The organism is Chitinophaga sp. GbtcB8 (assembly GCF_019091455.1).
In the GTDB taxonomy this organism is placed as follows: Bacteria; Bacteroidota; Bacteroidia; order Chitinophagales; family Chitinophagaceae; genus Chitinophaga.
Genome location: NZ_JAGXJN010000443.1, coordinates 1 through 234 on the forward strand (window position 1 = coordinate 1; position 234 = coordinate 234).

Sequence of the window (234 nt, forward strand, 5' to 3'; positions counted from 1 at the left end):
TGACAACGGGCAGCTGCCAGTAATATTCCCCGTACACCCGCGTACGGCCAACCAGCTGGAACGTATGGCGCCGGCGCATCCCAATTTATATTTCACCACGCCTTTAGGCAACCTGGAATTTAATTACCTGGTAGCGCATGCAAAAGCTGTGTTCACCGACTCCGGCGGTATTACAGGAGAAACAACAGTAATGGGCGTGCCCTGCATGTCCCTGCGGGATAGATCGGAAGGGCC

The 234-nt window shown here is 54.7% G+C and carries 1 protein-coding gene; it reads left to right on the plus strand.

Features of this window, described 5'->3' with window-relative positions; translation table 11 throughout:
* Positions 1 to 234 (plus strand): UDP-N-acetylglucosamine 2-epimerase (locus KVT36_RS32275; protein ID WP_217607519.1); only part of this gene is annotated, 234 nt, incomplete at both ends.